This window comes from Pantoea rodasii (assembly GCF_002095465.1).
Classification (GTDB): Bacteria; Pseudomonadota; Gammaproteobacteria; order Enterobacterales; family Enterobacteriaceae; genus Pantoea; species Pantoea rodasii.
In genome coordinates this window covers 345,016-367,193 of record NZ_MLFP01000001.1, presented here as the reverse complement: position 1 = coordinate 367,193, position 22,178 = coordinate 345,016, and the positions used below count along the sequence as shown (strand labels likewise).

The 22,178-nt window shown below is 45.0% G+C and carries 20 protein-coding genes and 1 pseudogene; 13 read left to right on the top strand and 8 right to left on the bottom strand.

Going from position 1 to position 22,178, the window contains the following annotated elements; genetic code table 11:
* Positions 1–37: 37 nt before the first annotated feature.
* Entirely contained in the window at positions 38–1,057 is a 1,020-nt protein-coding gene (gene epd / locus HA45_RS01655; protein WP_100703527.1) for an erythrose-4-phosphate dehydrogenase, read from the bottom strand.
* A gap of 420 nt (positions 1,058–1,477) precedes the next feature.
* A complete protein-coding gene (tkt, locus tag HA45_RS01650; protein WP_100703526.1) occupies positions 1,478–3,469 on the bottom strand; it encodes a transketolase in 1,992 nt (663 codons plus the stop codon).
* A gap of 273 nt (positions 3,470–3,742) precedes the next feature.
* Between tkt and loiP the strand changes: the two genes are divergently transcribed.
* Positions 3,743–4,498 (top strand): metalloprotease LoiP, encoded by a 756-nt coding sequence (loiP, locus tag HA45_RS01645; RefSeq protein WP_100703525.1) that lies wholly within the window; start codon positions 3,743–3,745, stop codon positions 4,496–4,498.
* Between the two features lie 50 nt (positions 4,499–4,548).
* Here the strand turns inward: loiP and HA45_RS01640 are convergent, their stop codons facing one another.
* Positions 4,549–4,959: a YidB family protein gene (locus HA45_RS01640; RefSeq protein WP_100703524.1), complete on the bottom strand. Its 411-nt coding sequence runs from the start codon at positions 4,957–4,959 to the stop codon at positions 4,549–4,551.
* Between the two features lie 782 nt (positions 4,960–5,741).
* Positions 5,742–6,662, bottom strand: a complete 921-nt coding sequence (gene speB, locus HA45_RS01635) for an agmatinase (protein ID WP_034823229.1) — start codon at positions 6,660–6,662, stop codon at positions 5,742–5,744.
* An 811-nt stretch (positions 6,663–7,473) separates the two neighbouring features.
* Between speB and HA45_RS01630 the strand changes: the two genes are divergently transcribed.
* The 12 genes and pseudogenes from HA45_RS01630 to HA45_RS01590 all read left to right on the top strand — a co-directional run bounded on the left by HA45_RS01630 (position 7,474) and on the right by HA45_RS01590 (position 15,460).
* Positions 7,474–8,250 carry an ABC transporter permease gene (locus HA45_RS01630; protein WP_100703523.1) on the top strand — a complete coding sequence of 259 codons (777 nt, stop codon included), beginning with the start codon at positions 7,474–7,476 and terminating at the stop codon, positions 8,248–8,250.
* The gene (locus HA45_RS01625) at positions 8,247–8,912 is read left to right on the top strand and encodes an ABC transporter ATP-binding protein (RefSeq protein ID WP_100703522.1); all 666 of its coding nucleotides are present in this window, start codon (positions 8,247–8,249) and stop codon (positions 8,910–8,912) included. Before HA45_RS01630 ends, HA45_RS01625 begins: the two co-directional genes overlap by 4 nt.
* The gene (locus HA45_RS28895) at positions 8,899–9,192 is read left to right on the top strand and encodes a Stealth CR1 domain-containing protein (protein ID WP_366557311.1); all 294 of its coding nucleotides are present in this window, start codon (positions 8,899–8,901) and stop codon (positions 9,190–9,192) included. The genes HA45_RS01625 and HA45_RS28895 overlap by 14 nt, the downstream gene beginning before the upstream one ends.
* The gene (locus HA45_RS28890) at positions 9,149–9,577 is read left to right on the top strand and encodes a hypothetical protein (RefSeq protein WP_366557310.1); all 429 of its coding nucleotides are present in this window, start codon (positions 9,149–9,151) and stop codon (positions 9,575–9,577) included. Before HA45_RS28895 ends, HA45_RS28890 begins: the two co-directional genes overlap by 44 nt.
* Positions 9,577–9,873, top strand: coding sequence for a stealth conserved region 3 domain-containing protein (locus HA45_RS28885; protein ID WP_366557309.1), 297 nt, complete (start codon positions 9,577–9,579; stop codon positions 9,871–9,873). Before HA45_RS28890 ends, HA45_RS28885 begins: the two co-directional genes overlap by 1 nt.
* Positions 9,874–10,046: 173 nt before the next feature.
* Positions 10,047–10,331 carry a glycosyltransferase gene (locus HA45_RS28880; protein ID WP_128598870.1) on the top strand — a complete coding sequence of 95 codons (285 nt, stop codon included), beginning with the start codon at positions 10,047–10,049 and terminating at the stop codon, positions 10,329–10,331.
* Positions 10,315–10,560: pseudogene (locus HA45_RS28875) on the top strand (glycosyltransferase family A protein); the annotation flags it as partial. The gene HA45_RS28880 and the pseudogene HA45_RS28875, both read left to right, overlap by 17 nt.
* 48 nt (positions 10,561–10,608) lie before the next feature.
* Positions 10,609–11,220 carry a hypothetical protein gene (locus tag HA45_RS01610; RefSeq protein WP_244563356.1) on the top strand — a complete coding sequence of 204 codons (612 nt, stop codon included), beginning with the start codon at positions 10,609–10,611 and terminating at the stop codon, positions 11,218–11,220.
* On the top strand, positions 11,214–11,954 hold the full coding sequence (locus tag HA45_RS01605) for a CDP-glycerol glycerophosphotransferase family protein (RefSeq protein WP_128598869.1): 741 nt from the start codon (positions 11,214–11,216) through the stop codon (positions 11,952–11,954). Before HA45_RS01610 ends, HA45_RS01605 begins: the two co-directional genes overlap by 7 nt.
* The gene (locus HA45_RS01600; protein ID WP_158087305.1) at positions 11,884–13,770 is read left to right on the top strand and encodes a CDP-glycerol glycerophosphotransferase family protein; all 1,887 of its coding nucleotides are present in this window, start codon (positions 11,884–11,886) and stop codon (positions 13,768–13,770) included. The genes HA45_RS01605 and HA45_RS01600 overlap by 71 nt, the downstream gene beginning before the upstream one ends.
* 54 nt (positions 13,771–13,824) lie before the next feature.
* Positions 13,825–14,604, top strand: a complete 780-nt coding sequence (locus tag HA45_RS01595; protein WP_128598867.1) for an accessory Sec system protein Asp2 — start codon at positions 13,825–13,827, stop codon at positions 14,602–14,604.
* 40 nt (positions 14,605–14,644) lie between these two features.
* Positions 14,645–15,460 (top strand): hypothetical protein, encoded by an 816-nt coding sequence (locus HA45_RS01590; RefSeq protein ID WP_128598866.1) that lies wholly within the window; start codon positions 14,645–14,647, stop codon positions 15,458–15,460.
* On the opposite strand, the gene HA45_RS01585 is transcribed toward HA45_RS01590, so the two are convergent.
* From HA45_RS01585 to HA45_RS01570, 4 genes are read right to left on the bottom strand one after another with little or no spacing between them, the layout of a single operon-like run.
* Entirely contained in the window at positions 15,443–16,702 is a 1,260-nt protein-coding gene (locus HA45_RS01585) for a capsule polysaccharide biogenesis protein (RefSeq protein WP_100703519.1), read from the bottom strand. The two genes, HA45_RS01590 and HA45_RS01585, sit on opposite strands and share 18 nt — an antisense overlap.
* Positions 16,703–16,741: 39 nt before the next feature.
* On the bottom strand, positions 16,742–18,769 hold the full coding sequence (locus HA45_RS01580) for a capsule polysaccharide biogenesis protein (protein ID WP_100703518.1): 2,028 nt from the start codon (positions 18,767–18,769) through the stop codon (positions 16,742–16,744).
* A 12-nt stretch (positions 18,770–18,781) separates the two neighbouring features.
* Entirely contained in the window at positions 18,782–20,458 is a 1,677-nt protein-coding gene (locus HA45_RS01575) for a polysaccharide biosynthesis/export family protein (protein ID WP_100703517.1), read from the bottom strand.
* An 11-nt stretch (positions 20,459–20,469) separates the two neighbouring features.
* The gene (locus HA45_RS01570) at positions 20,470–21,618 is read right to left on the bottom strand and encodes a capsule biosynthesis protein (protein WP_100703516.1); all 1,149 of its coding nucleotides are present in this window, start codon (positions 21,616–21,618) and stop codon (positions 20,470–20,472) included.
* Positions 21,619–22,178 lie beyond the last annotated feature (560 nt).

The window sequence follows — 22,178 nt, the reverse complement described above, 5'->3', positions numbered from 1 at the left end:
TTGATTCTCATAAGTTTTGCCAGACGCAGTCCGCGTCTTACCTGAAACCGATTGCGGCCATCGCTAACGTGGTGTCGATCATGCGGTTAGCAAAGCCCCATTCGTTGTCACACCAAACCAAGGTCTTGATCAGGTGGTGACCACTGACCCGCGTTTGTGTGCCATCGACGATGGCACTGTGCGGATCATGGTTAAAATCTACTGAGACTAACGGTAATTCCGTATAGTCAACTATACCACGAAACGCCCCTTCTGACGCGTTTTGCAGCAACGCATTGACCTCACACGCCTTCACTGCGTCACGTACGGAAACGCTCAAATCAATGGCTGTCACGTTGATCGTCGGCACGCGGACAGCGATAGCTTCGAAGCGATCGTTAAATTTCGGAAAAATACGGGTAATGCCAGCAGCAAGACGCGTATCCACCGGAATGATCGATTGGCTGGCGGCACGGGTACGACGCAGATCGCTGTGATAGGCGTCAATCACCTGTTGGTCGTGCATCGCCGAGTGAATCGTGGTCACGGTGCCGGACTCAATGCCGAAGGCGTCATCCAGCAACTTGATCACCGGAATAATGCAGTTGGTGGTGCAAGATGCGTTGGAGACAATGCGGTCAGTTTGTTTAAGAGCCTGTTCGTTAACGCCGAACACCACGGTGGCATCTAAATCGTTACCGCCCGGATGCGAGAACAACACCTTCTTCGCGCCCGCTTGCAGATGCGCTTCGCCATCTGCGCGGCTACCGTACACGCCGGTGCAATCCAGCACGATATCGACGTTCAGTTCCTGCCATGGCAGTGCATCGATCTCGGCTAAATGCAGAATGCGGATGGTATCGTCGCCGACAAACAGCTGGTCACGCTCCTGGCGCACATCCCAGGCAAAGCGGCCATGGCTGGTGTCGTACTTCAGCAAATGCGCCATGCCGGTGGCTTCAGCCAGTTCGTTGATCGCCACCACGGTGATTTCAGCGCGGCGGCCGGTTTCATACAACGCACGCAACACATTGCGTCCGATACGGCCAAAACCATTAATTGCTATGCGAACGGTCATCTCACTTCCTGCCACAACACCCTAAAAAACGTGCCAAATACCTTGAGCGTTTCGCTGCGTTTTGTACAGGGAATTATTGCCCGACTAAGGTTGCAAAATGATGCCACTCATTTGCAACTGAAACGGTTCAGCTAGAATAAAGCATGCAAGGAATAACAGGAATGATTGCGATCAATTGCGCTGCTGATTATTGGATCTACGTCACAAAATTTAAATGTGATGATTATTACTGCAGGAATAATTGAAGCGTTTCAGGCGGGCGTTGGGACAAAGCGTTGGAAGTAGATGCCGTCGCTGCGCAATGTATGACGCGTATCGTAGCGGCGCAATTTATTGCGCATATCAGTGTGGCGTGGCTGCAGCAGGTTGCGCGATGAATCGCGCCGCTACAGTCGCAGCGGCGCAATGTATGACGCGAAATTACAGAATAGATTTCGCAGTCTTAACTACGTTCTCAACGGTGAAGCCGAACTCTTTGAACAGCAGCTCTGCCGGTGCAGACTCGCCGAAGCTGGTCATGCCGACGATAGCGCCGTTCAGACCGGTGTACTTGAACCAGTAGTCCGCGATACCCGCTTCGATTGCCACACGTGCTGCAACCGCTTTCGGCAGTACAGATTCACGGTAAGCCGCGTCCTGCTTGTCGAAGGCATCGGTTGAAGGCATAGAAACAACGCGCACTTTACGGCCTTCGCTGGTCAGCTGGTCGTAAGCCGCAACGGCCAGTTCAACTTCTGAACCGGTGGCGATCAGGATCAGCTCTGGCGTACCTTCGCTGTCTTTCAGCACATAACCACCGCGTGCCACGTTGGCCAGCTGCTCAGTGGTACGGTCCTGCTGCGCCAGGTTCTGACGAGAGAACACCAGCACAGATGGGCCGTCAACGCGCTCGATAGCGTATTTCCAGGCAACCGCAGACTCAACCTGGTCACATGGACGCCACAGGCTCATGTTTGGAGTCACGCGCAGGCTCGCCATTTGCTCGACCGGCTGGTGCGTTGGACCATCTTCACCCAGACCGATTGAATCGTGGGTATAAACCATGATCTGACGAATCTTCATCAGTGCAGCCATACGTGCAGCGTTACGCGCGTATTCCACGAACATCAGGAAGGTTGCGGTGTACGGCAGGAAACCACCGTGCAGCGCCAGGCCGTTGGCGATCGCGGTCATACCGAATTCGCGCACGCCGTAATGGATGTAGTTACCGGCTGCATCTTCGTTGATTGGCTTAGAACCAGACCACATGGTCAGGTTGCTGGGTGCCAGGTCAGCAGAACCGCCTAGGTATTCAGGCAGGATCTTACCGAACGCTTCAATCGCGTTCTGAGAAGCTTTACGGCTGGCGATTTTAGCTGGGTTAGCCTGCAGCTGTTCGATGAACTTCTGCGATTCGGTTGCCCAGTTTGCTGGCAGCTCGTTGTTGGTACGACGCTTAAACTCAGCAGCCAGCTCAGGATGAGCAGCAGCATAAGCAGCAAACTTCTTATCCCATGCGGATTCTTTCGCCTGACCGGCTTCTTTAGCATCCCACTGCGCGTAGATGTCTGAAGGAATTTCAAACGGCGCGTGGTTCCAGCCCAGTTGCTTACGGGTCAGTGCGATTTCATCGTCGCCCAGCGGTGCGCCGTGCGAATCGTGTGTACCGGCTTTGTTCGGTGAACCGAAACCGATGATGGTTTTGCACATCAGCAGTGAAGGTTTGTCTGAAACCGCTTTGGCTTCTTCTACTGCTTTCTTGATCGCGTCTGCATCATGACCGTCAACGCCACGCACCACGTGCCAGCCGTAAGCTTCGAAGCGTGCTGCGGTATCGTCAGTGAACCAGCCATCAACGTGACCATCGATTGAGATGCCGTTGTCATCATAGAAGGCAACCAGTTTACCCAGCTTCAGGGTACCGGCGATGGAGCACACTTCGTGCGAGATACCTTCCATCATGCAGCCATCGCCCATGAACACATAGGTGCTGTGATCGACGATGTCATAGCTTGGACGGTTGAACTGTGCGGCTAAAGTGCGCTCAGCAATCGCGAAGCCCACTGCGTTAGCGATACCCTGGCCCAGTGGACCGGTGGTGGTTTCAACGCCTGCGGTGTAACCGTATTCCGGGTGGCCTGGAGTTTTAGAGTGCAGCTGACGGAAGTTCTGCAGCTCGCTCATCGGCAGGTCATAACCGGTGAGGTGCAGCAGGCTATAAATCAGCATGGAGCCGTGACCGTTAGACAGCACGAAGCGGTCACGATCTGCCCACAGCGGGTTAGTCGGATTGTGGTTCAGGAACTCACGCCACAGTACTTCGGCGATGTCCGCCATGCCCATCGGGGCACCAGGATGTCCCGATTTGGCTTTTTGTACTGCATCCATACTTAACGCGCGAATGGCGTTGGCAAGCTCTTTACGAGAGGGCATCTTCTACTCCAGGTCGGATTAATGCTCCGCCGCGCTTAACGTATTGTAATTAATCAGTTATCAGGCGAAGCGAGAAAAAAGTCGCACATCAATGTACATGAAAATAAGGGCAAAAGTACATGTGTCGACGTGCTAAATAGCGGGTAAACGGTTGCAATTCGGGGCTTGTCTGCTAGCCAGTGAACAGGATGCGAGCTATAAACAAAGCGTTTGAACACCGATCTCAATTTCAGGTGTTTGTTTTCTCTACCTTGTTACGCAAAGGACCTATAAATGAAAATCCGCACCACGCTACTTGCTGTGGGAATCGCTTCGCTGCTGAGCGGCTGTGAAGGGATGGACAACAACGCGCTGCTGCAATCCGGCGCGCAGGCTTACCAGGCTTATACGTTGAATGATTCACAGGTTAAGCAGCTGAGCGATCAGTCTTGTGCCCAAATGGACAAAGACAACCAGCTCGCACCTGCCAGCAGTGAATACCAACAGCGCCTGAACAAAATCGCCGCTGCGCTGGGCGATAACATCAATGGCGTGCCGGCCAACTACAAAGTCTATCTGACCAAAGATGTGAACGCGTGGGCGATGGCCAACGGCTGTATCCGCGTTTACAGCGGTTTGATGGATATGATGACGGACAACGAAGTGGAAGGCGTGCTCGGCCACGAAATGGGCCACGTGGCGCTCGGCCATACGCGCAAAGCGATGCAGGTGGCCTATGCCACCACGGCGGCGCGTACTGCAGCGGCGTCGGTGGGCGGTGTGATTGGTCAGCTGTCGCAATCTCAATTGGGCGATCTGAGTGAGAAGCTGGTCAATGCGCAGTTCTCGCAGACGCAGGAATCGCAGGCGGATGATTACTCCTACGAACTGCTGAAGAAGCGCGGTGTTAATCCACTCGGCTTAGCCACCAGTTTCGAGAAACTGGCAAAAATGCAGGGAGGGCAATCAAGCTCGATGTTTGATTCGCATCCGGATTCCGCAGCGCGCGCGCAGCACATCCGTGACCGTATTGCGGCAGATGGCAAATAATCGACAATAAAAAGGAGCGCCTTGCGCGCTCCTCTACTCAGCTTCAACAGCTAGCGCTTAAACAGATTATCCACCATCGAACCCAGATCCAGCTGGTTGTTGTGCAGACTCTGATCATCCAGTTGACCCTGCGGCGACATCTTATCGATCAGCTGCGGCAACAGCGCCGCCAGCGTGCCAGATGCACCATTCACATCGGTGCCCAGCTTATCGGCCAGCGACTGCAACTCATCCTGCCCGAAGGCATTCTGAATCTCACCGCCACCGACCTGTTGATTGCCGCCAGTGCCGATCCACGAACCCAGCACCTCGCCAAGCCCGCCTTGTTGAAACTTCTGCAGCAGCACTTCGATTCCGCCCTGCTCCTGCACCCAATTCCAGATCGCCTGCAACTGACCCAACTGATTGCCCTGCCCGTTGCCGTTCCCCAGCGAACCCACTAATTCATCCAGAAAGCCCATGCTGACCTCCAAAGATTATCTAACCGTGATTAACGAAGCGATTAATGACGTACGCATCAAAGTATAGCCATGCGGAGCCGATAACGAATTGTCACCGTTAAGTTGTTGAGCCGTTGATGCGAGAAGCGTGACAATGGCATGAACTCGCCAGACGGGGCCATGTCATAGTGAGCATGGTCTACACTGACCTTTTGTTTGCAGGCGATATCAGAGAGAGTCACTGGAGCACCACATACTATGTTGACCATTCTGATTATTCTCGCCGTCGTTATCGCGATTGTGCTGATTGGCGCGTATCTGGTGATACGTTCCGCAGCCAAAGATGTGAATGACGATTACTAGGAACCGGGGACGTCGAGGGCAATGGATCGCCCCATCAACTATCACCCTTTCTTAATCACTCTGCGCCGCTCAAAAAAATCTCAACCCACTTCACAGATTGACATCATTGCTATCAATACGCGTTGAGAAAGGACGATAAACATCAGTAGACGAGTTCGCGTGGAGAATGAGAAAGCAGAAACGTGATGAAAAAGTTCAGAAGCGGCGAATGCCCATAGATGGATGATTCTGAATTAGCGGGCGAAGCAAGATTTCTGTCATAAATAAGATGTAGCGTGGTTCAAAGACTCTGACAGGAGCCACATATGCTGACAATTATCATCATTGGCGCAGTGACATTACTGGCGGTTACCGGATTCGCCGTAGTGCGTTCAGCCAGCAACGATATCAACAACGACTATTAAGTTGAGGACAAGGCTCTCGCCCTGCCCTCATCTGGATTAACCTTTATTTGCAGCCTGAACATGTAGCATATCTAGCGCCAGCGTAGCCGCCGCCAGAGAAGTCAGATCGGCGTGATCGTAACCCGGCGCGACTTCCACCAGATCCATCCCGACGATATTCATTCCCTGTAGGCCACGAATCAGCTTGGTCGCTTTATCGCTGGTCAGGCCACCAATCACTGGCGTGCCGGTGCCCGGTGCGTGTGCCGGATCCAGACAGTCGATATCAAAGGTCAGATACACCGGCAGATCGCCCACGGTGCGTTTCACTTCAGCCAGAATGTCATCGACGCTGCGGTCGTTAACCTGTGCCGCATCCAGCACATTAAAGCCAAGGCTCTTGTCGAACTCAGTACGGATACCAATCTGTACAGAGTGATTCGGATCGATCAGCCCTTCTTTTGGCGCGGTGAAGAACATAGTGCCGTGGTCGAAGGTTGGACCGTTAGAGTAGGTATCCGTGTGTGCATCAAAGTGCACCAGTGCCATCTTACCGAAGTGCTTGGCGTGCGCGCGCAGCAGTGGCAGCGTGACGTAGTGGTCACCGCCGAAGGTCAGCATACGCTTACCGTTTGCCAACAGCTTCTCAGCGTGCGCCTGCAGTTTGTCAGAGAGATCCTGTGAATCACCGAATGCGTAAACGAGGTCACCGCAATCCACCACGTTCAGGCGCTGACGCAGGTCAAAATCCCACGGCCAGCGGCAACCTTCCCATGCGAGGTTTGTAGAGATCTGGCGAATCGCGCCCGGCCCTAAACGGCTGCCCGGACGACCCGAAGTTGCGGCATCGAAAGGTACACCAGTGATCACCCACTCAGCATCGCTGTCGTAAGGCTGGAAGTTCACCGGGAAGCGCATGAAACCGAAGGCGTTAGAAACCAGGGAGTTATCGTACTGATTGCCCAGGGTGTTATACATAACTTGTCCTCTTTAGATCCGTGAGTCGGTTAGCCACTAAGGTTTACCCTAAATAATTCATGTTGCAGGAAGGCGGCAAACGAATGAAGCCCGATGAGCTTACTGTAGTAAGTGATTCGGGTGATTGAGAGCAGCCAACGCACATGCAGCATGAATTGTGACGGGTATAGATGAAAAAAAATCCCCTCCGCGTCGTTATGCCCGACGAGGAAGGGATTTGTTGTGCATGATTATCTCGAAGAATCAGGCGACCTGCAATCGTCACCTTTCAAATGTAACAACTACTACTTTTTGTAAAATTTAGTAGATTATCTGGTGAATGAATTGATTAGCAGTATTGATTTCAACGTGAAAGATGAGTTCCAGTATAGATACACCCCTATAAACCAAACGCAATAAATTCAACATGTTGATGAATTCCACGCCATCTAATTTTGTTCAATAGGCCTTACGAATAACTTGCAGAATATTAATAGACGAAAACGTTTAGGATTATTTAGACATAATCTGTAACTTACATCGTCAAAATTAGGGAAAATTCTTACAGACATGCAGGGATCAGCTGCCCAATTGAATGGATTCATATCAACATCAAACCATCTAATTGTGCAAATGGCATCACGTCTTTCGCGTATTCATCAGCTCTAAATCTATGAATTTACGCAAAATATGCTGATCAATTCAGCTCCCCCGTCTGAAAAAACTATAAATCTCCCCCTACACCGCCCGTATTGCATCCAGTGCATTGGTAGCTGTTAAGCCAGGGGCGGTAGCGTGTAAAAATCCCACCCAATTCAAATGAGTTAAATCAATGGCCAGAAGTGGATTCGAAGTCCAGCAAGCTGCCGTTAAGGCCTTGTTTTTGCGTGAAATACGCACCCGTTTTGGAAAGTTTCGCCTGGGTTATTTTTGGGCGATTTTAGAGCCTTCTGCGCATTTGCTGGTGCTGCTGGGCATATTTGGTTTCATTATGCACCGCACCATGCCGGATATCTCTTTCCCGGTATTTCTGCTGAACGGCATTATCCCATACTTTATTTTCAGTAATATTACAAACCGCTCAGTCGGTGCGATTGAAGCTAACCAAGGGCTGTTTAATTACCGTCCGGTCAAGCCGATCGATACCATTATTGCCCGCGCATTGTTAGAAACCGTGATTTATGCTGCTGTTTATATTCTGCTGATGGTGGTTGTGTGGATGGCAGGTGAATACTTTGAAGTTACCAACCTCCTGCAATTAGTTGCGACATGGGGATTGCTGATTCTATTTTCATGCGGAATTGGGTTGATTTTTATGGTAGTGGGAAGAACCTTTGCCGAAACTCAAAAGTTTTTACCCATACTACTTAAACCACTCTATTTTATTTCCTGCATTATGTACCCGCTACATTCAATTCCTAAGGATTATTGGCCATACATATTATGGAACCCTATTGTGCATGCTGTTGAACTTAGTCGAGAAGCGGTTATGCCGGGATATGTGAGTGATGGCGTGAGTCTCAGTTATCTTGCACTTTGTAGTTTAGTAACGGTATTTACCGGTATTGCGTTATATCGCAATCGTGAAGAGGCAATGCTCACATCATGATTAAAATAGAAAATTTAACGAAATCATACCGTACGCCTCAAGGTCGCCATTATGTTTTCAAAGACCTGAATGTTGAGATACCAAGTGGTAAGAGTGTAGCGCTTATAGGTCGTAATGGCGCGGGGAAATCAACCTTATTACGTATGATTGGTGGAATTGACCGCCCAGATAGCGGCTCTATCACTACCAATAAAACAATCTCTTGGCCGGTTGGTCTTTCTGGCGGATTTCAAGGCAGCCTGACAGGGCGAGAGAATGTAAAGTTCGTTGCGCGTCTATATTCTAAGCCCGAAGAATTAAAAGAAAAGGTGGGATTTGTCGAGAATTTCTCTGAGCTTGGCAAATACTTTGACATGCCAATAAAAACTTATTCCTCAGGAATGAAATCAAGATTAGGTTTTGGTTTAAGCATGGCTTTTTATTTTGACTATTATTTAGTTGATGAAGTAATGGCAGTTGGAGATGCCAAGTTTAAAAGCAAATGCGATTATATATTCAAAGAAAAACATAACGAATCCTCCTTTCTGATGGTATCGCATAGCCTTAATTCTTTAAAGAATTTCTGCAATTCAGCGCTTTATATTGGAAGGGATAACAAAGTTGAGTACATGGAAAGCGTTGATGAAGCTATAAATAAATACATCAACCATGAAGGATTATAAAAACAACCAACATAGTAGAGCAAAAAGCATGCTTTCAAGAAAAATAAAGAAATTTTTAAAATCACCACCTTTGTTTTTTAAAGATTATCTTAACAAAAAATACCCGACTATTAGAAATGAAATAGATTGCCCAGAAGAATTACAGGACATATTAATCAAAAGTGATTTAAAACTGAATGATAATTTAGAAAATAAACTAATAATAGATGTTGTTTTTACTTGGGTTGATGATAGTGATGAAAAGTGGATGGATAAAAAAATCTATATGCGCAACAAATAAAAAACCAACTGCTTCTTATGCATTAGATAAAGCTAGATTTACTAATCACAATGAATTGCTTTACTCAGTTAAAAGCATATTAAAGCATATCCCCTGGGTAAATAAAATTTACATCGTAACAGATAATCAAAGTCCAAAATGGTACAATATAGAAAAAAATAAAAAAGTAATCATCGTTGATCATAAGGAAATTATTCCAGAAGAATACCTGCCAACATTTAACTCACATGTAATTGAAGCAAATATACATAAAATAAATAATTTATCAGAATATTTCATTTACTTTAATGACGATGTTTTTGTGGCTAGAGATCTACCAAAAAATCATTTTTTTGAAAGTAACGGTCTAGCATCATTATATACTTCCCAAAAAAACTATCATTAATGAAAGCCAAAGGAGTTCTTACCCCTACTTTAACAGCCTCATTGAAATCATCGGAATTAATTAATTTAAAAACAAGCTTTCTCGTTGATTCCCCCTTAGTACATACTTATGTTCCGCTGCGTAAAAGTATGTACAATGAAGTTTGGGATGAGTTTGAATTAGAAATAAAATCGTTTTTATCTAATAAGTTTAGAACCTATAATGATTTAAACTTAGCAACTTTTTTGTCCCTTGGTTTAGTTATACTAAAGGTATGGCATCAATTAAAAGAGACATCTGCTATTACTTTAACATAAGATCTAAATCTGCTAGAAGCTATTACAAGGCCCTAAAAGAATTGAAAATCAAGGGTCAGGCACCTCATTCATTCTGCGCAAATGATTTTAATACTGAAAATGAACACCCTGAAAACTACATTGAAACTTTAACAGAATCATTAGAAAACTATTATCAAGTTGAGAAATAAAATATGTTAAACAGGAAGATAAGAAAGTTATTAAGAGACCCCAAGCTTTTCATTAATGACTTCAAAAAAAACAGGGTAGTTAAGTTAAATAATGTAATGCAGCCTAAAACAGTTGGGTATTTTAGCTATTCTGTCGTGTCTGCAGTTTATAACTCTGAAAAATATCTTGATGATTTTTTTAAAAGTTTCATTGGGCAATCACTCAACTTTAAAAATAACATCCAATTGATAATGGTCGATGACGGCTCGACCGACAACTCAAAAATAAAAAATAAAAAAATGGGTTGATAAATACCCCCAAAACATCCATTACTTTTATAAAGAAAATGGTGGCCAAGCTTCAGCTCGAAATCTTGGACTGACAAAAGTTCAGACAGACTGGGTTACTTTCATTGACTCTGATGATTTTGTTGATGAAAACTATTTTTTAAATATCGATAATCTAGCTGAGAAAAAAAGCAATTTAAAGTTAATTTGCTGCAATCAAATATATTATATTGAAGAAACAAAAAAAGCGGAAGATCGCCACCCATTAAACTACCGTTTCAAAAACGGATTAAGTATAGTGACCAGCGATGACCTCGAAAAAAACATTCAATTCTCAGCTCCATTATCATTTTTTAAAATGGAAAATATAGATAATGAATTAAGATTTGATGAAACATTAAAACCCACATTTGAAGATGGTAAATTTGTAGCTCACTATATTTTAGGACTCAACAATAATGAAATAGCCTTCTTTGATAAACCAAAATACTTTAATCGTAAGCGTGAAGATAAATCTTCAACAATGGATAATGCTTGGTTAAATAAAGGGCAATTTGGAGTAGTCCTTGAAAATGGATACATCCCCACTCTGAAGAACTATCAGAAAAAATTAGGTTCGGTTCCGCGATTTATGCAACGAACTATTTTATGGGAAATGCTACGGTTAGTAAAACATATAGTTAACCAAGAGGAAAATTTATCTTTTTTAAGTAATGATGAAAAATCTAATTTCTTAAAATTGATGGATGAAACTTTTAGATACATCGAAAAGGACACCATATTAAGTTTCGAATTAGGAAGTTGCGGTTTCTCTCGCCAAGTTGGTATGCTCGGATGTTTTAAGCAATGCGACCCAGATATTCAAGTCGCATACCTTGAAAAGATGATCATGATCAAAATCTCATGCTAGTTCGATATTTCCATAGTTCGGTCGATGACGATATTGATTTAAAAATAAATGGAAAAAATATTGTTCCACACTATGAAAAACATTCATACCGTTATTTCCTAGATCGTATCTTCCTAATTGAATCTAGATTCTGGATTCCTATTTCTAATGGAGAACTTTCCATTAGTATAAATTCAAAACCAGTCAATATAAATTATATAGGTAAGAGATATAAAAATAAGGTGGCAATAAAAAAACATAATGCCGCTAAAGTAACTAAACACTGGTTATTAATGGATAGAGATGACTGTGCAGGAGATAATGCTGAACATCTTTACGATGGCATTATCAAAAACAACCCTCATAATATTATCCCTGCTTTCATACTTAGCAAAAAATCCCCGGACTGGGACAGATTGAAGAAAAAGAATTTCAATTTGGTAGAGTATGGTTCTGATTTACACAAAACACATCTAATTAACTGCGATTATGTAATCAGTTCGCATCTAGGAAATATATTAAATCCTTTTGCAGTAAAATGTAATCATAAAAAAGTATTTCTCCAACACGGGGTTACAAAAGATGACATTTCTAAATGGATAAATAATTGTCATTTCGATTTAATGCTTACAGCTACGGAAGACGAATATAACTCCATTATAAGTGATGGAAACAGATATATTTATGGGGAAAAAGAAAATAAAACTAACTGGTTTCCCTCGTTTCGATTCACTAAAAAACACAAAGTGCATTGATAAAACCATTCTTATAATGCCTACCTGGAGAAAAAATCTTAGCGGCCAATTTGAAAGTAATAACTCATCAAAGAGGATTTACAATGAAAACTTTAAAAATAGTGAGTATTTTAAAGAAATACAAAAAATCATTAAATCTGAAGTCCTCAAAGAAATAACGTCAAAAAATCTTGCTCGTGTTATCTTTTGCCCTCACCCTAATACTAAAGACTATATTACCGAGTTTTCGTTACCTGATTATATCGAATTACCTAGTAAATCTGATACTTTTAATAGCCTTATCTTAAAGTCATCTTTATTAATCACTGACTACTCTTCGATTGCATTTGACTTTGCTTACTCCCAAAAACCAGTCATATATTATCAATTTGATGAGTCCGATTTCTTTAACGGTAATCATACATATTCCCGTGGTTATTTTAATTATCATGACAAAGGGTTCGGAGCAGTAATTAATGACATTGAGAGTCTATCACATGAAATAAAAAAGCTACAAAAAAACAATTTCTTGATTGATGAAAAGTATCTAAAAAGGATTAGAGAAACCTTCCCTGTAATAGACTCAAACAATTGCAGTCGCGTAGTTTCGGCTATAATGAGTCTAGAGAACACCGATGAATTAAAAGAAAATAAGCTTAAGCAATATATTTCAACTTCCTGCATTAATAATAAATGGGACAGAGTCGTTGATGCTTATGAGCATTATCTATTACCTAGCAGGACTCTGACTTCCGAGGAAAAAATACTGTATGCTAAAGCTTTGATTCATTGCGGAAGCATTAGCAAATCGATTGATTTAATTGATAGCATTAATGATTGCATTGATTATGAAAAGAGTGAAGTGTACAAATTACAATCTTTAATTTACATGATACATTTTAACTGGGATAAAGCAGTATTACTTTGGAGACAGTGTAATAGCTTAACGACATCTGACACATTCCTTTATTTATTAGCTTTAGCATTTTCGACATATAAGGATGAGTTCAATGTGCACCAGTTTAGCACCTCTGAAATTATTACTAAAACTGAAGGTGAGCTTTTAAGCATTTTGCATAATTTTTCCATTGGAAATATAGACCTTGCAAAAACTCAGACTGAAATAATATTAAGTGATAAAAATATAAAATCAAATGTACTCGCCCTATTTAAGCTAGATATCATTCTTTCCTATTTTAATTTTATATCTTCGGATTTTGACGGTAGCCATAGGTCATTACAAAATTATGAAGTACACTCTAAAAGTGATGGAATCCATAGATTGATGATCATCCTTTTAGCATTTAAGAAAAATGAGCATGAAAAAGTCATAAATCAATTTGATTCATTAGACAGGGATATAAATAAACTACCGACTTCCATTGTTAAATTATATTTGAAAAGCATTATGGTTAAACGAGAGTTTATTAAAGCCAGAGGTGTAATTAATAACCTAAATGAAGATAAATTTTTAGACGATGAGATTGCCATTATATTGGCAGATTTAGAGTGGATTGAGTCTAGAGCACTTAATTCTTTAAATTTATGGGAAAATCTTTCTATTAGCCACCCATCACTTAATAAGAAATTAGCCATCGCGTATAGAACTTTAGGAGACATTGAAAAATCCTATTATTACTTTATGCAATACGAAAAGAGCATGAATCTTGATCATGAGGAGCTAACTTTCAAATCAGAAATATGTCAACTTCTGAATAAATGGACAGAAGCCAGTTTCAGCATAAATGAATTGATTCGCTACCATCCAGAATTTGTAGATTCTAACACTTGGAAAAGGTTATCCCATTTTCAAATGATGGAATCACTTAGCAAGTAAATTAGTCGCCTCGATAGAGGCGACTTTTATTTAATTAAACCAACATATATAAATATGCAAAATAAAGATAATGTATTTAATCATAATGAAAACACTGTTGAATATAGATTCGCCAGAGCCAAGCAAGATCGAAGACACCTATTGATAGTCTTCTCCGGTTTTGCAACAGCATATGATTTTATGGGTAATACCGCTTCTGGATGTAGATCTAATATTTTATGGATTAAAGATAGTTTTGATAATAACTACTCTTACTACCTATGTAAGAAAATGAATTTCTCAATTGAAGAGTCTGTCATAGCTTTAATTGAGAGCATTAGAATTAACCTCTCACTTAATAAAAGTCAGTGTACTCTATTAGGATTTTCTAAAGGTGGTAGTGCTGCCCTATACTATGGTCTAAAATATGATTACAAAAATATTATATCAAGTTGCCCTCAGGTAAACATTGGTAGCTATGTTAGTCAACACTGGAAGAAGAGTTCCAACTATATGATTGGGAATTCCAATATTCAGGAAAAAATAGTCACTCTCGATTCTTTATTACCCGATCTTCTGGCTAGCAATAGAATTCGAGAAAGCAATATATATTTAATATCCTCACCTGATGACATACAGTATGATAGCGAAATAAAACCATACCTTCCATTTTTTTGGAAAAGTAATAACTTCAATTTTATATTCACACAATCCAAGCTAGCTTGGCAACATAGTAGGGTTACGAGATATAACATACCAATAATTCTATCAATAATCTATGCCCATGGTGAAGGCATATTCCCTAGACTTGGATCAAATGTCAATGGAGAAGTAGAATATCCAAAATTAAAATAATGAGGAAATAATAAAGGAAATCAAAAATAAAAAAAACCTTGTGGCGGAATTATTTACAGCCAGAATTGAACTAGGTAAAATATATTTAAATGGCTCAGCTTTTATTCTTGGATATGAATGTGATAGTTTCTCTAAAATAAAACAACTCCTGATTATTAAAGGGAATGGCATTGAAAAATCGATCCCATTAGGTAAGAACCTTAATCGAGACATTTCTTATGATCATTTTGATAGGGTTTATATAGATTATAGTGCTGGTAACATTACTAATTATAAAAACATCGGAATTGATATAAATGATCTACCCTATGGCTCTTACATCTTGAACGTCCAAGTTATGACTTCCGGTCTAAGTTTTGAAGGAAAAATTAGCGCATTAAAAAATTTAGATTTAATGGAGGTTCATGATGGAAAAATAATAACGATTCGTAGTTTAGAAGATGAAATCATACTGGAGGTCAACCCTGTTATCAATGATGAAGACTTAGTATGCTTTGGTGTATCAAATCGATGGTTAAGAAACGATAAACTCCATATAGATGGTCACTTTATTGTTAAGGGAATAATACAGAATTCATGGGGAGATTCTAAATTTATCCTAACACTCAAGAACAATAATGAAACATTCAATTTCCCTATGGGGAAACAAACTATCGCGCCTGAGTCCATAGTTTTTTTTAACAGATACTCATATGCTAAATCTGGATATTCAACTTTAGGCCAGAAAGGCATTAGCCTTCTAGAATTACCTGATAGTGTATATGATATTTATGTGACATTAATCAAAGATGGCATTATCTACTCCAAAAAATGTGAATTTTGCATATCAACTGAAGATTCATGTTTTATTGATTAAGCCGAGAGATTTCTTCATCTCTAATTTACTCTTCAAGGCTAAATCTCCTTGACCTAATAAAGCACAATTTGATTTGTAATAAACCGTATTAATTTGCGTTCGATTTAAAAGTTCATTTTTGAATTTTTTAAACAACTTCATATCCGGCTTGAAATCCGCCGTCCAGAACTGATTAAGATGCCCTTGGTAGGTCAATCCTTTCATATCGTACAGCGCGTTCCCCATCACCTTTAATGGCTTGTTGTGGATCAGCGCTGAAATCCCCGCAGTGCTGTTAATCGTTATTGCCGCTTTAGCATGGGTTAATAACTCAGGCATGGGCACGTCATGCACATAAATCACCCGGTTCTTCACGCCATACTCTTTGCTGAGTTTATTGATCAGCGGGCCATATAAACGGTGTCCGCGATCCATCGGATGATGCTTAATCACCAGGAACTCGTTACGCGGTGCCTTCTTCGAAAATGAGAAGATTACGTCGTTAATGTAGTCGCGCACGTCCTCATACGGGCTGTGGTTACGAATCTGGCTGTCGTTATAGACCTGCAGAATGGCGAGGAAATAACGTTGATCAAGGCTATTCTGCAAATGCGATAACACATTACGCTGACGCCAGCCGTACCACTGTTTGCGCCAATATGCCCTGACCCAACACTGCGCCTCATACCATGGTGAGAATGACTTATGGTGGCGATACTGATGAAACTCATGGCGATAGCGCCAGCCCACAAGATAATACCAAGTCGCATGGCCAATACGCTTCGCGGCTGATGGCTTCAATTTCTCAACCTGCATGGCAGGCATTTCGGGTAAACGACGATAAAACTCTGGATCGCGTGGTAGGGATGAGAACGCATTGACCCCGCCCTCTTCTACCGTAATAAAGTGTGGGCGCAAATAGCCCTCTTCAAATGCGATAAAACGAATCCCTTTCGCCTGTGCCCAGCGCTTCGCCGCCTGATGCATAGGACGACAATCGCCAAAGCAAAGAATCGTGTCGAAATCGTATTCTTTATGCGTATCGCGCAGCCATGATGGAAATTCTTTTGGGGTTTTCAGGTAAGGCAAATATTTACGCTGGCGACAGTAAAAACGATCCCCACCGTTAAATATTACATTAACAGCTTCACGCTCCAGTGATTCGAGCCATGTGGCCACATCATTGAAGAACGGCCCCATAGGGCCCTGTAATAACAGATACTTTTTCCCAGACAGCAGCATCTTTAAAGCGTTACTGTGCATCATCAACCTTTTTTTTTGTTATTTTATGAATCGGTTTTCCTAACCGAATTTAACCTTAAAAAACATCAACATCTTGCGATAATGCCTAACTATGTAACTCGCTTTTTTCTTATTAACAAACATCTGTCCACGCGGTGCGTGAATCAAAAACTCTGCTGCTTCTTCCGCGCTGATCGCAGCCAAACGCAACGGATGGATATAAGTCGGATAAGCAATCAACGCCTGGTAGATCACATCCGCAAGCCCCAACTTGCGTTTGCGTCTTGCACAGACATGCTCATCAATTGTTAATCCCCATCCGGCATAAAATGGCATGCCATAGCAATGCACTTGCTTGCCATGCAACAACGCTTCAAAACCGGAAAGAGAAGTCATGGTGTGCAGCTCATCTGCCATCTGGATGCATTGAATGACATCGGCATCCAATGCCTGATAGTCCGCCAGCTGCGCCACTCTTTCCGCAGGAATATCCCCTTTGCGATTCCCCACCAGCACATCAGGGTGCGGTTTATAAATAATGAAGGCATCAGGGTTACGCTCACGCACGGTGCGCAGTAATGACAGATTGGTATTGATGGAAAGCGTACCGGTTTGAATTGACGCATCATCTTCAACCTGGCCGGGCACCAGTAGAATGCGTTTACTTTGGGAACCTGTCGGCAAAGCGAAATCAGCACCTAGGTTATATTTACTCAGTTTGCTTTCAACCAAACGCTGCTGCAGTTTCTCTGCACGTAACTGCTGTGCCAGCGTAAGCTCGCTGTGATTCAGCATGACTTCTAAGTCGCTGGCACGCGTCGCATCGTAATAGATACCGCGCTTATCCAGCACCAGCGAGAGTGGAGGCAGTAAATCCGAACCCAATCCCGAAGAGCGCAGGAAACCATCCTCCATGCGCCAGACCGGCAGCTGACGTAATTTTGCCTTCTCCTGCCAGCGCTGCTCGCCTCGCACACCCCATACCACGCAAGCCGTGGCGGCGCGGCAATGACGTGAGAAGCTGAGTTTGTTGGCAGTGGTGTGTAAAAACGGCTTGAGGATAGTGGATTTCCACAGCGTCAAACCCGGAGCCCAGAGGTGCCCACTGCGCTGCTGCTGATGGCGGCGCTGCAATTGCATCCAGCTCATCACATCAAACAGGGTTGCCCCTTCGCCGGTTAACGGATCGATATAACGGCTATAACGCAGATAGGCAGCGGCAAATAATTCTTCGAGAGTTGAGTGTCCACGACGCTGTTGCAACGGCTCCGCCTGTGGATGGCGATCGTCGGTTAAACCCCATCCTGCATACCAGGGTTGGCCAAAGCAGGTAACTGGCTTGCCCGCCATTAAGGCTTCGAAACCATATTGTGAAGTCATCACGTATACACGTGATACATGGCGCAGCAACGATTGCGGGCTGACGTTATCCGCCATCAGATGCACGCGATGCGTCGAATGCAGCTGATGGTAATACCCGGCCTTTTTACCCTCTAACACATCAGGATGGACTTTCACCCAAATGGTCGATGACGGGTTTTCTTTGATAGCTGCATCCAGCATCGCCACAAAATCATCTGGCCCGGCGTTACCGTATGTCACTGACATATCGCCAAAGGTCTGATCCACTACCAGCACTAAGTTGCTGGTCAGGCTCTCACCAGCAATGAAGGCCGGCGCTTGATTGTACTTGGAGAGGTCTTCAGTAACGATGGTGTGGATCGCTTCCTTCGCTTCGGCCGCCAATGCCTGATTGGCTTCACGTTGATGGATCAAACGTTCCAGCGCACTCGGTCGGCTGGCATCGTAATAGATGCCTTCATCATCCAGCACCATTGAGAGTGGCGGCGCACCGCTGACACCCAAATCTAGCGAGCGGATAAAACCGTCTTCAAGACGAAGTATCGATTTACCCGCCGCCTGTGCTAACTCCACCGGCTTCCGTGCGCTAGGGCGATGCCCCCACACCGCAACAGTATCAATCTCATCGGGTATCGGACGCAGCAGCGAAAGCTTCTGGCACGGCTGTGCCAGAAAATTGTCCAGATGCGGAATACGCCAAATACCCGATGAGAAAATACCAATCATGTCTCTTTATCCTTAGATCGACAGAATCACTTTCGCACCCACTGCCAGCTGGTAGAGGATGGTGGAAATACCACGTGTGACTTCGATGTTCTTCGATTCGTACTTCGGCAGTACCATCAGCTCGTCGCCTGGGTTCAGCGTGTCAACATCTTCTCCGTTCTCAGCTGCACCGTTCTGGCGAATCACCACAATCTTGGCGTTACCCGATTTCTGCGTCAGACCACCACATTTCTCGATGTAATCTTTCGGGCTCATGCCTTTTTCCCAGCTCACTGCGTTCGGGAACAGCACTTCACCATGCACCATAACCAGCGAGGTTTTCTGCGGGATGTTAATCACGTCGCCATCTTCCAGCAGAATCGAATCGAGGTTCTTCTCGTTGAGGATCACTTCACCCTTCGGCACCACGTTGCGCGCCTTGTTGACGAAGCGGCTGATCAGTTGAGCTTCCTGCATACGCAGGCTGGCTTCTTCTTTGGTAGACGATTGGGCAGAGAGCGAGGCTTCTTCCAGTTTCTGCAGAGACAGATCCAGCATCTCTTTCTGACGTAGCGCAACTGATGGACGATAAAGCTGGATGGCACTCATTTCAGACATGGTGTTGGTGCGAACCTTGGCTAAAACCGCACGCATGCTGGAACCGTACGGCAGCACCATCGCATGTTCGCCCGAATGCGCACCTTCAATGCGCACCTGAATGGTGCCGGCATAGCGATCGGTGCTGACGATCAGCGTATCGCCATCCTGCAACATGCGACCCGGCGCAGAGCTGATCGGGTAATACTCGCTGCGTTTCTGCAAACCCTGCTGGCGGATAATGGTGATGTTGGTGGCGCCTGGCTTGGCACGCGCCCAGTTCAGGGCCTCCGTCACCGGAATGCTGCTGTCGCGGAACTCGAAGTCGTAGCTGTTGAACACATCACCCTGCACGCTAAAGGTGTGCTGACGAGGCCCCACTAAAATGGTGTCGCCATCGGCAAACTGTGACAGGCCCAGTTTGCCATTCAGCAGGAAGTCATACAGGTTGATGCTTGAACGCACGCGGTTACCACGCTTCACCACGATATCCACGTAGCTGCCGCGATCGGGATCGACGCCGCCCGCTTTGATCAGGTAGTTGAGCAGGGAATCAGAGGTCACACCGCCATACAGGCCAGGACTGCGCACAAAACCGGTCACGTAAACCTTCACCGGCTGCGCCTGCAGCAGCGAGGCATATACGCTGACGTTGGCCTGATAAACCTGTTTCACCTTGGTGGTAATCAGCGCATTTAGCTGGCTGTTGCTGACGCCCGCCACCTGAACCGGTCCCACGTTAGGCAGGAAGATATTGCCCTTCGGATCGACCTGTAATGCGCCATCAAAAGTGAACGCGCCCCACAAACGTACCTGAATGCTGTCGCCAGGATTGAGCACATAGCCGGGGTTGAAGCCCACGGTGGCACCGCTGTCGGCGCTGGTGCCGTTGAACAGCTGCGCGCCGAACATGCGGCTCATCATTGCAGGTGCGACCGGGCGCGGGGTGTTATCAAACCCATCGCTGCTCTGCACCTGGTTTTGTTGACCAGTGAGGAACGAAGGCAGCGGAGCGGCACCGGTCAGATTCGGATCGGCGTTGATATCGATAGCCGCGCTGGCGGAGGTGGCTTGCCAGGCGGCAAGCAGTAACAGTGACTTCAATAATTTCATGACGAACTCAATTAATCCCGGTGATCTTCAACAACAGCCAACAGCAGTTTCAGGGTGCCGAACAGTAAGCAGCACACCAGCAACCAGCAGGCGATCAAATAAGGTGTATTGGGGAATGTGGATTCCTGCGGCTGCTGCGGTGAGCTGATCACCGACAAGACTTTCAGCTTGCGAGCCGCTTCCACGCGGGTTTTCTCAATCGAGGTCAGCGTCAGCTTGTACAGCTCGGTATCAAACGCCACCTTCGATTTAATCTCTTCAAAATCCACCGCCATACGGTTCAGCTTGTGGCCCTGCGGCGCGGTGATTTTGCCTTTTTCAGCGTCGATCTGCGCTTGTAAGGAGGAGATCGCGTTTTGCGCACTCACCACTTGCGGCGCATCGTCACGCAGATAAGTCAGCAGGTTACGCAGATCGGCTTCCATCTGGATTTTCTGGCCCATCAGGGTGTTAACCAGGGTGCTGGCGGCCAACGCCTGCGCTTCCGGGTCCAGCACGTTGTTGCTGTTCTGATAAGAAAGCAGCTCGCCTTTACTGGCATCTAAACGGGTACGCGCTTTGTCCATTTCCGCTTCAGCAAACGAGAGCTGATCGCGCGCAATGCGGTGCGACAGTTCGTTGATGAAGCGCTCGGATTCTTTCAACACGGCCTGGTTAAACTTCAGCGCAAACTCCGGGCTGAAGCCTTGCGTCTGAATATCAAGCAGGCCGGTTTTATCGTCGTAAGCAATACTGATGCGGTCGCGGTAGTACTGCAGGAAGCGCTCGGCCGTCTCTTCCTTCGCCAGATGGTTGAGGAAATCCAACCCGCTGTGGCTAAAGGCCTCATGGAAATCGAGCTGCTTATCCAGCACTTTCAGCATGTCCGGCGAGTTGATGTACTCCTTCAAATAGAGCGCATCTTCTGCCGAGCTAGGATTCGAGGCGCCTAACAGCAAACCAAAATTGAGGCTGCTGCTGGTAAGATCGTCAGAGCGTTTAATCGCAACCTTGGATTCGCTCATAAAGCGCGGTTGGCTGAAGATCACCAGGTAGATCAGCAGCAGCGCCATCGGCAGCAGAATGATAATTTTCGCCAGGTGCTTCTGGATTTCCGCCAGTGAAACGGCAGAAAAACGCGTGCGCATCGTGGATGCGGCGGACTTCACTTTCATCAACATGTAACAGTCATCAATTATTGTTGGGGTGTCCAAACTCCAATTCGAGTTTGGCAACATCTCTCACACCCACTTCTCCATGGTCAGCCGAAATTTTGTTCAAGGCTGGTTATTTTTATTCAGTTAATAGGCAATCAAAAGCGCAGAGACTCAGAGGTTCTGCACCCTATTGGCGGATTTTTAAATTCTATTGGATCATGCTGAGAGTTGAGGCTAAGCGCTGAATGCCACTTAACCAACATCGAAGAAACTGAAGGGATCAATCCCGACAAAATGCTGCCGCTTTGCTGCTCCTGAATAACAACCTGTGTCATGACAGTTCCTTTGCATGGGGGTTCTAGCAATTGCTCACGCCACACTCCCAAGCCAGTGGAAGCACAACGGCTAATTTTGTTAACGTTTCTGTTCTATCCCATCTGAAAACCAGACGGTTTATCTCGCTGCGTGACAAGTTAAGGCGTGCGCATAAGCATCCGCTTAACGGGTAGTGAGGTAAGCTCTTTTTATTATTTTTCACTGCGACGCTCACGGAAAAATCTGAAGTGAGCAAGGGATAGAAATTC

Bases quoted from the DNA above. Each gene is read 5' to 3' on its own strand.
- HA45_RS01640 (WP_100703524.1), bottom strand. From the start codon at position 4,959: ATGGGCTTTCTGGATGAATTAGTGGGTTCGCTGGGGAACGGCAACGGG.
- speB (WP_034823229.1), bottom strand. From the start codon at position 6,662: ATGTATAACACCCTGGGCAATCAGTACGATAACTCCCTGGTTTCTAAC.
- HA45_RS01585 (WP_100703519.1), bottom strand. From the start codon at position 16,702: ATGCACAGTAACGCTTTAAAGATGCTGCTGTCTGGGAAAAAGTATCTG.
- HA45_RS01630 (WP_100703523.1), top strand. From the start codon at position 7,474: ATGGCCAGAAGTGGATTCGAAGTCCAGCAAGCTGCCGTTAAGGCCTTG.
- HA45_RS01595 (WP_128598867.1), top strand. From the start codon at position 13,825: ATGCAAAATAAAGATAATGTATTTAATCATAATGAAAACACTGTTGAA.
- HA45_RS01570 (WP_100703516.1), bottom strand. From the start codon at position 21,618: ATGTTGATGAAAGTGAAGTCCGCCGCATCCACGATGCGCACGCGTTTT.
- HA45_RS28890 (WP_366557310.1), top strand. From the start codon at position 9,149: ATGAAAAGTGGATGGATAAAAAAATCTATATGCGCAACAAATAAAAAA.
- HA45_RS01580 (WP_100703518.1), bottom strand. From the start codon at position 18,769: ATGATTGGTATTTTCTCATCGGGTATTTGGCGTATTCCGCATCTGGAC.
- HA45_RS01575 (WP_100703517.1), bottom strand. From the start codon at position 20,458: ATGAAATTATTGAAGTCACTGTTACTGCTTGCCGCCTGGCAAGCCACC.
- HA45_RS01605 (WP_128598869.1), top strand. From the start codon at position 11,214: ATGCTAGTTCGATATTTCCATAGTTCGGTCGATGACGATATTGATTTA.
- loiP (WP_100703525.1), top strand. From the start codon at position 3,743: ATGAAAATCCGCACCACGCTACTTGCTGTGGGAATCGCTTCGCTGCTG.
- tkt (WP_100703526.1), bottom strand. From the start codon at position 3,469: ATGCCCTCTCGTAAAGAGCTTGCCAACGCCATTCGCGCGTTAAGTATG.
- HA45_RS28880 (WP_128598870.1), top strand. From the start codon at position 10,047: ATGTTAAACAGGAAGATAAGAAAGTTATTAAGAGACCCCAAGCTTTTC.
- HA45_RS01600 (WP_158087305.1), top strand. From the start codon at position 11,884: ATGGGGAAAAAGAAAATAAAACTAACTGGTTTCCCTCGTTTCGATTCA.
- HA45_RS28885 (WP_366557309.1), top strand. From the start codon at position 9,577: ATGAAAGCCAAAGGAGTTCTTACCCCTACTTTAACAGCCTCATTGAAA.
- HA45_RS01625 (WP_100703522.1), top strand. From the start codon at position 8,247: ATGATTAAAATAGAAAATTTAACGAAATCATACCGTACGCCTCAAGGT.
- epd (WP_100703527.1), bottom strand. From the start codon at position 1,057: ATGACCGTTCGCATAGCAATTAATGGTTTTGGCCGTATCGGACGCAAT.
- HA45_RS28895 (WP_366557311.1), top strand. From the start codon at position 8,899: ATGAAGGATTATAAAAACAACCAACATAGTAGAGCAAAAAGCATGCTT.